The organism is Cytobacillus sp. Hm23, from assembly GCF_051842895.1.
Taxonomy (GTDB): domain Bacteria; phylum Bacillota; class Bacilli; order Bacillales; family SM2101; genus Nanhaiella.
Genome location: NZ_JBPXRQ010000048.1, coordinates 22,996 through 30,703, shown reverse-complemented (window position 1 = coordinate 30,703; position 7,708 = coordinate 22,996). Strand labels below are relative to the sequence as shown.

14 protein-coding genes are annotated in these 7,708 nt (G+C 33.9%); 1 reads left to right on the top strand and 13 read right to left on the bottom strand.

Translation table 11 applies throughout. The annotated features are described in order from the left end of the window. Window positions 1-184 precede the first annotated feature (184 nt). The 10 genes from ACSVDA_RS21400 to ACSVDA_RS21355 all read right to left on the bottom strand — a co-directional run bounded on the left by ACSVDA_RS21400 (window position 185) and on the right by ACSVDA_RS21355 (window position 5,155). Window positions 185-727 (bottom strand): site-specific integrase, encoded by a 543-nt coding sequence (locus ACSVDA_RS21400; protein WP_485885939.1) that lies wholly within the window; start codon window positions 725-727, stop codon window positions 185-187. A gap of 124 nt (window positions 728-851) precedes the next feature. Continuing rightward, window positions 852-1,037: a hypothetical protein gene (locus ACSVDA_RS21395; protein WP_485885937.1), complete on the bottom strand. Its 186-nt coding sequence runs from the start codon at window positions 1,035-1,037 to the stop codon at window positions 852-854. Window positions 1,038-1,062: 25 nt separating this feature from the next. Beyond that, on the bottom strand, window positions 1,063-1,248 hold the full coding sequence (locus ACSVDA_RS21390) for a hypothetical protein (protein ID WP_485885935.1): 186 nt from the start codon (window positions 1,246-1,248) through the stop codon (window positions 1,063-1,065). A gap of 13 nt (window positions 1,249-1,261) precedes the next feature. Next, complete coding sequence (locus ACSVDA_RS21385) at window positions 1,262-2,041, bottom strand: ATP-binding protein (RefSeq protein WP_485885941.1); 780 nt, start codon at window positions 2,039-2,041, stop codon at window positions 1,262-1,264. Further along, window positions 2,031-3,032, bottom strand: a complete 1,002-nt coding sequence (locus ACSVDA_RS21380; RefSeq protein WP_485885933.1) for a hypothetical protein — start codon at window positions 3,030-3,032, stop codon at window positions 2,031-2,033. The genes ACSVDA_RS21385 and ACSVDA_RS21380 overlap by 11 nt, the downstream gene beginning before the upstream one ends. Before the next feature lie 216 nt (window positions 3,033-3,248). After that, window positions 3,249-3,479 carry a hypothetical protein gene (locus tag ACSVDA_RS21375; RefSeq protein ID WP_485885931.1) on the bottom strand — a complete coding sequence of 77 codons (231 nt, stop codon included), beginning with the start codon at window positions 3,477-3,479 and terminating at the stop codon, window positions 3,249-3,251. Next, window positions 3,469-3,834, bottom strand: coding sequence for a hypothetical protein (locus tag ACSVDA_RS21370; RefSeq protein ID WP_485885929.1), 366 nt, complete (start codon window positions 3,832-3,834; stop codon window positions 3,469-3,471). The genes ACSVDA_RS21375 and ACSVDA_RS21370 overlap by 11 nt, the downstream gene beginning before the upstream one ends. Before the next feature lie 51 nt (window positions 3,835-3,885). Further along, complete coding sequence (locus ACSVDA_RS21365) at window positions 3,886-4,572, bottom strand: ORF6N domain-containing protein (RefSeq protein ID WP_485885927.1); 687 nt, start codon at window positions 4,570-4,572, stop codon at window positions 3,886-3,888. A 43-nt stretch (window positions 4,573-4,615) separates the two neighbouring features. Further along, the gene (locus ACSVDA_RS21360; RefSeq protein ID WP_485885925.1) at window positions 4,616-4,870 is read right to left on the bottom strand and encodes a hypothetical protein; all 255 of its coding nucleotides are present in this window, start codon (window positions 4,868-4,870) and stop codon (window positions 4,616-4,618) included. Between the two features lie 75 nt (window positions 4,871-4,945). Next, window positions 4,946-5,155, bottom strand: coding sequence for a helix-turn-helix transcriptional regulator (locus tag ACSVDA_RS21355; protein ID WP_485885923.1), 210 nt, complete (start codon window positions 5,153-5,155; stop codon window positions 4,946-4,948). Between the two features lie 109 nt (window positions 5,156-5,264). Between ACSVDA_RS21355 and ACSVDA_RS21350 the strand changes: the two genes are divergently transcribed. Continuing rightward, on the top strand, window positions 5,265-5,612 hold the full coding sequence (locus ACSVDA_RS21350) for a helix-turn-helix domain-containing protein (RefSeq protein WP_485885921.1): 348 nt from the start codon (window positions 5,265-5,267) through the stop codon (window positions 5,610-5,612). Between the two features lie 16 nt (window positions 5,613-5,628). Here the strand turns inward: ACSVDA_RS21350 and ACSVDA_RS21345 are convergent, their stop codons facing one another. The 3 genes from ACSVDA_RS21345 to ACSVDA_RS21335 all read right to left on the bottom strand — a co-directional run bounded on the left by ACSVDA_RS21345 (window position 5,629) and on the right by ACSVDA_RS21335 (window position 7,546). Further along, window positions 5,629-6,024 (bottom strand): hypothetical protein, encoded by a 396-nt coding sequence (locus tag ACSVDA_RS21345; protein ID WP_485885919.1) that lies wholly within the window; start codon window positions 6,022-6,024, stop codon window positions 5,629-5,631. 87 nt (window positions 6,025-6,111) lie between these two features. After that, window positions 6,112-6,333, bottom strand: a complete 222-nt coding sequence (locus ACSVDA_RS21340; protein ID WP_485885917.1) for a hypothetical protein — start codon at window positions 6,331-6,333, stop codon at window positions 6,112-6,114. Beyond that, window positions 6,326-7,546: an AimR family lysis-lysogeny pheromone receptor gene (locus ACSVDA_RS21335; protein ID WP_485885915.1), complete on the bottom strand. Its 1,221-nt coding sequence runs from the start codon at window positions 7,544-7,546 to the stop codon at window positions 6,326-6,328. Before ACSVDA_RS21335 ends, ACSVDA_RS21340 begins: the two co-directional genes overlap by 8 nt. Between the last annotated feature and the right edge of the window lie 162 nt (window positions 7,547-7,708).

The window sequence follows — 7,708 nt, the reverse complement described above, 5'->3', positions numbered from 1 at the left end:
ATCTGATGTATCACATTTCTTACATCGCATCATAAGCCCTCCTATTGTTCGGTTTTTATAACTATTTTGCAGCTGACCATCCACTAAATTGTTCGGATTTAAAGATGTTTTTCAGCTGTATTTTTAACCAGGTCTTTCGTGTTTCCCAGAGAATGGTACTAATAAACACAATACAAAATAAGTCTTATAAGCTAAAATTATCCACAGCTTCATCCACAAGGTCTTGACTAATCCCGATATACCGCAAGGTAACTGAAGGGTGACTGTGGTTAAATATTTCTTGAAGTAAAGCTACATCCTTATATTTCTTGTAAAAGAAGTATCCGAAAGTCTTTCGCGTTGAATGACACCCACACTCAGACACCCCAACCTCTTTTGCTGCTTCATTTAGAATTTTCCATGCTTGGGATCTTTTAATATGATTGGAGCCACGTAATGACTTAAATAGATAATCATCATCTTTCATGTTGGTTGTATATTCATTAATTTGCTTCTGTAGCTCCTTATTTAATTTAAACCGTTTAGATTTTTTAGTTTTCTGCTCAGTAATAACTAGATGACTATGATTTTTAACATCTTTTACTTTCAAGCTTAGTAAGTCACTGATCCTTAACCCTGTATTAATTCCCATTGTGAAAAGAAAGTAATTTCGCTTGTTTTGTTTTAATAATGCGAGTTTCATTGCTTCAATTTGTTCTGCGTCTCGTATTGGCTGCACTACTTTCAAACTTACTGTCACCTTCTATTAAATTATTTTGATTGGTTTTTTTGTAATTTTTGTATGTCAAGATATGCATAATCCTCACGGATAATTTTCTTTTGGAGTTGTATTTGTTCTTTTTCCTCTTTGGTCATATTTTTCTCACCCACTCAGCTTCAGTTTCTGCTTGCACTAATAGCCCCCACTGTTTCGAATATTGATTATCTGCCTTTACCTGTTGCTTTGAAATACCTGTTTCATAAACAGTAACTACTGCTAATTTTTCACGATCTAGTGATTTTCCTTTATGAAGAGCAACGTATCTTGTATTGCTCATATAACCTCACTCACTTTCTCCAGTTTTAACTCGCTATCACCTGTGTAACACCAAATCTTATTTCTGCTTCTTGAATACGCTGTCTTAGCCTTTTCATTCTTTCTTCTTGTTTGGATTTTGGTTCTGGTCCACACTCAGGACATACAGAAAATTCAACTGAACAGTTATCTACTTGATGAATACGATGAGTACCATTACACAATTGACACATTTTTACCCCTCCATTATTCGAGTAATAAATCTAACAAACTCTCATTTTCTTGTTGAGCAATCTTACTCCGTACCTTCTCTTCAGGCATCTCCACGGGAAAAGTCATCTTTTCAATTCTGCTGCTTATTCTTCCTTCTGGGTACTTTTCATCCAATTCATCTATAGCCATATTGCTAGTGAAAATTGTGACTTTTTGGTGTTGCAGACGATAATCTAAAATCCTGGTAAACGTTTCTTCAACCCATTCTCCAACCTTCTCAACACCAATATCATCAAGAACTAATATATTTACTTGTTTAGTAGAATCGATAATATCTGACGCCTTTGCTTTTGAATCAGGATGAAAAGTTTTCTTTATTTCTCCAAGCAAGTCTGCTGTAGAAGAATAGAAAGCCGTTAATGATCTTTCTTTTGTATCGTGTACCTTTAAAATGGCATTAAGAATACTCGCTGCTAATCTTGTCTTACCACTACCTTTTGTGTTGCTATACAGGTACAATCCTTTTCCTTGCTCGTACATAGAGTTAAAATTCCTCACAAAGTTTGTTGCTATCCGTTTGGCTGTGACTGCTTTTTCAAGTGATTCACGCGTTTGATATATATCAATTTCAAAAGACTTGATTGTTGCATTTTTAAACTCCTCTGGCATTTGTGCGTAGAACAATTTTTGATTTAGTTTCTTAATAGCTATACATTGACATTTACGCATAAACTCTTTATTTTCTTGATGGTCAACTATCCATATCAAGCCAGATCCATCACATTTAAGATAAGGGCAAGCTTCAGAAATCACAGTCAACGTCTCGTATCTTGTTGTTAAGACCTTTTCTTCGTGCAATTTCATTGAGTCTTTGAACTTCTTTGCTAGTGCTGGATTGTGTACCTCCAACAGCTTTTGGAAGTTTTGCATGCTCTTCTTGCCCCCCTTTATTTTTTAATTTGATTAATCCTCGCCTTGCTTCGTGCTCCTTAGTATTCCGTAATATTCCTAATGTGTAGCTCTCTCTTTTGTCATCATGTTCCTCAAAGTGTTTCCACAGAGCATAGTGAATTTGGTCTATAGAATACTTTTGAATCTTTTCTATGAAGTTCACTAGGATATTTGCTGATATATTACAAGTTGATCTATTTAGACGGATGCAATCAAAGTAAGAAATTAAGATTTTGTCATTAATTGATTCAGGTAGAGCGTTGGTTCGCAAAGCGAAATCAACAAAGGTCTCTATATCTTCTGTTGAAGTCAAATTTTTGCTTTTTACTTTTGCTTCGTCAATATATTCTTTTAATGTTTTATTGATGTTTATGTTGTTTAATGATGTTATAAATGATGTTAAGGTATTGCCTTTCTCATTGCCCATCTGTTTGCCCTCCTCTTTGCCCTTCTTGTTTTTTTGGGGTTGTTTATCCATAGAGCCGCAAGGTTTTTGCTCCTTGATTCCTTTGCCCTTCTCTTTGCCCTCTTCTTTGCCTTTCTCATTGCCCTTTTTTTGATATTTTTCAAGGGTTTGAAAATTGGAATATTCACTGATTTTCACCTTAATACCCCTCTTTTGATTAAGGGTTTCCACATTGATATAACCTGATTTCTTTAACCTTTCTAGGATGTTGCGAATGACTTTGTAAGTCCAGCCTATTTCTTCTTCTAGCTTAGTAATTGATGTAATCAGCTCACCTCGTTCACAATTCTTACTTGATTCATAGTTCGCTGATTCCATAAAGTGTAAGAACAACATTTTGTCCTTTAGGTTGTTAAATGACAACCTGGGGACAACTACAAAACCCATAGCATGTATCTGATTGTCCAACCTAATCACCTCTTAACATCTCTTAAGCAACTCGCAAATTTTCCTTTTATCTGTACTAAAAGATAGCCGTTTGGAGCTATATAATCTTCAACTGCTTGTATAAAATCAATTCCATTATGTTGTTTAAGTTTTAGTATTTTGTCACTCAATAAAACTCTATGATAGACTTTCGAATCATCTAGTAAACTGTTATAATTATTCATGTAGATCGCATTCTTCAATAAAAATATTTACTTGTCCTGTGATATTTTTATTGAATCTTTCGGCAATTTCACACGCAATCAAATGACATTCAATAACGCTGCCCGCATGAATGAATGAAGTTTGAATTGTATCGAAATTGTCTTTTGTTTTTATAGAGAAATCAACTTCGTATAGCATAACTTGTCCACCTTTTTCATATGGATTGTAATAGTCAAGAAGCATCCTTATTTAGTCCCATCATCGTTGCTTTTCTTTCTATCCCCCTAGGTGGTCTATTTAGTTTTTGAGCTAAATGAAGTATGTCAAACATCATGTAATGATTAATTAAGTACTGCTCCTCTTCCTCACTCCATACACCTTTGTTATACTCTTTAATCATCTTATGTTGAAGCTTGGGCTTGTCCATTATTGAATTATTCAGACTTTGAAGTGTTTTACCGACTGGACACTTAGAGCAAATCCCATTTCTACTGAAAGACACGCTTTTATATTTGCATTGCCCACATTCACTATCTAAGATATTTATTATTTGCTCACGAACTATCTTTTTCTTGGCTCTTTCCTCTTTCTTTGTCACCTATGTTTCACCTCTTCTCATAGATTAAGAGAGTAACTAGATTATGTATATTCATGAGGCTACCCTCTTTTTAGGTATCCATGCTTCAATGTATTTAATTGCTGCTGCTAACTCTTTTCTTTTTAGATCTCTATAACTTGCTACGCCAAATCGATCCTTAATATCACGATGTAGTTCCCTAAATAGATCCTTTCGACCTTCCTTATCAATCGTTAGCTCGTACACTTTTGCACCTACAGCTTTTTGTACTCTTCTTTGCTGTCCGCTATCCAAAGTTACTTGCTCCTCAACTTTGTATTCCAATTGCTTTACTTTGCTCCCCAATTGATCAACTTTTTCAGAGTTTTCTAAAGTTAATTTCACTGATGTTAATAATTGTTCTCTTTCTGATAATAATTTTGTTTGATGTTTAACCCTGTAGTAATCATCAACCAACATTTCATATGCTTCCCATGCTTTATCCGTGTTTAATGACTTAGCATGAAGCCATGCACCTTTTTCTGTCCAGAGGTATAATTTGTTGAGGTTAGGCGCGATTCCTAAAATTTCGTATTCGCGTTTAAAGCTTCTAAGTTCACCGCCAGAAAGTAAAATAAAATGCTTATCTTCTATAAAGCGCTGTTGGTTATTTGCAAAGTTGTTATTTAGCATTTTTATTGTCGCGCCATACTGTTCGGCAAGAATTTCACTTGTAAGCAACCTTTGTCCACTTTGTTCTATAATTAGTGTTTTGTTCATATATTCACCTCAATATTCACTGTATTTAAAAATTTCAAGCTTGCTACTTTTTGCCTATTCTATAGCAATTGTTAACTGCTTCAGCAATTCCTAATAAAACAGGGTTTCTTTTTTCCCATTCCTCTTCAAACCACTTTGTACGTTCTTCAGCTGTCATTTCAACTAATGGAGAAAATACAGTAATTTTTGTATTTCCATCCATCCATTCTTTCTTAGGTATGTTTGTCACTTCAGCATCACCTCTTGATTTATTTCTATGAGGTAAATGTGGTTGGACAACACTATTATTTGAAATCATATTTGATTCCTCCTTTTTAAGAAACCCGATGTTTTTCTTATGCGACAAAATGTATTTATATCAACAATCAAAAAACTACATTTTGTGGTTTATATGACTAAAAAAAAGCCACTCTACTGACACACCATAAAAACTTGCTATTCTAAGTTTAATTTCATCAGGAGGAGTTCGTGTTCCTAATTCATAACTAGACATCGTACTATCTTTTATATTTAGCAGTTTTGCAATCTCTTTTTGTTCTCTATTTCCTCTTAAGTATTGTAATTTTTCTTGAATGTTTTGCAAGGCTTGTCCTCCTAAGCTAATAATACAATATGTAGTTTATAATCCCTACAATAGATTACATATTGTGTTTTGTCAACTATTAATTTATTATTAGTTATGAGGTGATTTAATGAGTACCTTTGGTGAAAGGTTAAAGTTATTGAGAACCGAAAGACGAATGTATCAAGAGGACCTTGGTAAAATAGTCGGTTTAAGCAAAAGTGCTATTGGAACATATGAACGGAATGAGAGAGAGCCAACACTTGAAATGTTACATACTCTTAGTAAATACTTTGACGTTACAATTGATTACTTAACAGGTAATTCCGATGAACGAAAGCTGGAAAATGTTAATATATCATCTGAGGCTATACGTTTATATAAACTTTTTGAATCAATTCCAGATGGCGAAAAGAAGAAAGAATTAGAGAAAAAAATCCTTTCTTACGCAAATTATTTAAAATCAACAGAGTTATGACAAGAAGCTACCAAAGCTATGATATAATGGTGGCTTCTTTTTCTATTTCCTTTATTAATTCTTGACTTTTTTCGTCATCTTGATCTGTTAATATACAAATTGCATCGAATAACTCTAAATCCATAATTGTCATTTCTCCTATATTTTTTTTGTCTAAAGTCACTATATTTTCTAATTCAAATGTGTCTTTCTCCACCGCAATGTCAGGATCCCAACAAGTATAATCATGAACATCCTCATGCATGATCTTGGTGATTTTATCGTTGATGTTGTCTATCTCTTTTTGGGTTTTACTTTGGAGTAGTTTTTGAAAGTCGATTTTTTGAGCGTATTTCTTTTTAGTATTCAACGATAATTCCATGACAATTACCCCTTTCTTAGTCAAACTTTCCAAATCGGCGATTTTCTCCACATTGGAAAGTTTCCGTAAAATCACGAAAGACGCAACCTCTTAAAAGGCTACGTCTCTCAATTATCAGTTGATTATTATGAAGTTTTGTTAAACTGTTGGGACGTTATCATCACTTGATTTAGTGATAGTATCTGTTTTTGCAGCTGCAGTTTTAACTGTCGGCACATTATCATCACTTGATTTCACCATAATAGTGTCTGTTTTTACAACTACAATTGCTTTTTCATCTTCTACAATAACATTGGTCGCATTTGCAGATAATAACAACATACCCATAATCGCTACGGCTGTTAATCCTTTTTTAAACATCCAATTCACCTGCTTTCTGCTTGTTAATTTTATATACTCTTTTAACAACATCTTCATCAACGCCTTCCTCTGAACCTAATCGTAGAAGTTCTATCATCGGAAAAAATCCATACAAACGGTCATTTTCGTCTATGAAACCACATAATGAATCCCAAAAATCATTTTTATCTCTAGTAGCTCTTCCTCTTATATAATCATACAAAGGGCGTCTACCATATTCTCTTTCTAAACGGTCTATTATAATAAGACCCTTATCTGCATTGCCATCTAATATATGCTTAAAAGCAATATTTGGCTCATAATGTAATTCTTCCATTTGTACATCAATGCCATGAATAAGTTTAGCGAAATGCATTTTGTATTCTACAATGTGGATTGACTTTGAATCATCCACTTCTCTATAGATTTCTATTGCTTTTTCAAAATAATCTATTACTTTATCAATTTTATTTTTATCTTGAATGTTTCTGTCTGCTAACGTGACGAAGGCAAGAGCATTGAAATGTTTTCCGGGCGACTTCTTAATTGTTCCTTTAGATATTTCTTCAGCTCTATCAAATTCTCCTGCACGAACATATATAACTTGCCTGTACTGATCTAATCTAGCCCCTAATGAAAATCGCATATAAGGGTTTTTCACACTTTCTATTAGTTCTTTTAATTTCGCCATATCTTTTGTGATTTCAGTCCATCGTCTCTTATAGTTGTTATAACCATGAATTGATAGCAAACGATAAATCTGCATTTCAACCCAATATGGTTTAAGCTCTATAATTCTGACATTCCACGCTTCCATTGTTATTTTACCAAGTTTCCGCTGGATACTTAGTGAGTAAAAATCAGCCCATTCCTTCAATCTGTTCTTCTCGTTATTTTTTCCGTAACAAAAATTGCAAAGTTTTTGTAATTGATCCAAATAATTATGTGTATCACAATATTCCATGGCTACTTTAACATTGTCGTAGTTTTCTAAGTCTTTTATATATAATAACATTAATTCTTGGGTGTTTAGAGATTCATCAATAGTTGCCACATACTTTACAGTTTCTAGTATTTTATCAAAATCGCTTTCTCGACCGTGTTTTAACACTTTCGAAAAAAGACTTTCTCCAATACCTGCTTTTTTTGCAACATCGTTCTGATTTAGCTCTAGTTCATCTAGTACTTCTTTAAACCTAAAGCCGAATGTTTCTACTGCAACCGCCGAAGTCAATTTTCCCCCTCCTAAAATATAAAGAGCCAACCCCTACGAACGGATCAGCTCTTTATACAGCGAAAAAGAAAGATGGAAAAAACGACCATTTTCTGCTAGTATATTAGCTGTATCCTAGTCCTAGTAGGATACACACGGGGCTACCTTTTGACCGCCAAGTTA

Excerpts from the sequence above, each read along its gene's own strand:
- ACSVDA_RS21395 (WP_485885937.1), bottom strand. The coding sequence starts at position 1,037 with ATGAGCAATACAAGATACGTTGCTCTTCATAAAGGAAAATCACTAGAT.
- ACSVDA_RS21390 (WP_485885935.1), bottom strand. The coding sequence starts at position 1,248 with ATGTGTCAATTGTGTAATGGTACTCATCGTATTCATCAAGTAGATAAC.
- ACSVDA_RS21380 (WP_485885933.1), bottom strand. The coding sequence starts at position 3,032 with ATGGGTTTTGTAGTTGTCCCCAGGTTGTCATTTAACAACCTAAAGGAC.
- ACSVDA_RS21375 (WP_485885931.1), bottom strand. The coding sequence starts at position 3,479 with ATGCTTCTTGACTATTACAATCCATATGAAAAAGGTGGACAAGTTATG.
- ACSVDA_RS21365 (WP_485885927.1), bottom strand. The coding sequence starts at position 4,572 with ATGAACAAAACACTAATTATAGAACAAAGTGGACAAAGGTTGCTTACA.
- ACSVDA_RS21360 (WP_485885925.1), bottom strand. The coding sequence starts at position 4,870 with ATGATTTCAAATAATAGTGTTGTCCAACCACATTTACCTCATAGAAAT.
- ACSVDA_RS21350 (WP_485885921.1), top strand. The coding sequence starts at position 5,265 with ATGAGTACCTTTGGTGAAAGGTTAAAGTTATTGAGAACCGAAAGACGA.
- ACSVDA_RS21340 (WP_485885917.1), bottom strand. The coding sequence starts at position 6,333 with ATGTTTAAAAAAGGATTAACAGCCGTAGCGATTATGGGTATGTTGTTA.